Origin of the sequence: Bacteroides sp. CAG:189 (assembly GCF_000432295.1) — a bacterium.
Classification (GTDB): Bacteria; Bacteroidota; Bacteroidia; order Bacteroidales; family Bacteroidaceae; genus Bacteroides; species Bacteroides salyersiae.
This window is the reverse complement of sequence record NZ_HF990970.1, coordinates 1,146-1,514: the sequence shown is the minus strand read 5'-3', so window position 1 is coordinate 1,514 and position 369 is coordinate 1,146. Positions and strand designations below refer to the sequence as shown.

General features: G+C 37.7%; 1 pseudogene. It reads left to right on the top strand.

The features are described from left to right. Window positions 1-249 precede the first annotated feature (249 nt). Window positions 250-369, top strand: a pseudogene (locus tag QVP90_RS00450) (transcriptional regulator); the annotation flags it as partial.

Genomic DNA, 369 nt, shown 5'->3' with positions numbered 1-369 from the left:
TGCCATTAAACGAACGTTTTTTGAAACACTTTTTACTTATATATCGCTCGTTTATAGCTTGTTAAGTGCTGAACCCCTTGTGCTTTGTACAAAAATGGGATATCACTTATAAGTAAATACTTCAAAACGATCCTACTGCGATAGGGGATATTTTTGAAATAACATGGATGCTCTCATATTTATATTTGCATTACATCATTTGACCGGGAGGTATTTCAGTACTCCGGTGTCCCCAAAGAATATCCTTTTGTGAACGATTCAACAGATAACAACTATTGGTATGCTCTTCGCGTCACCTACAGTCGCGAGCTTGCCTTGAAAAATTTTTTAGACCGTGAAGGCATCGAGAATTTTATCCCGATGCGTTAC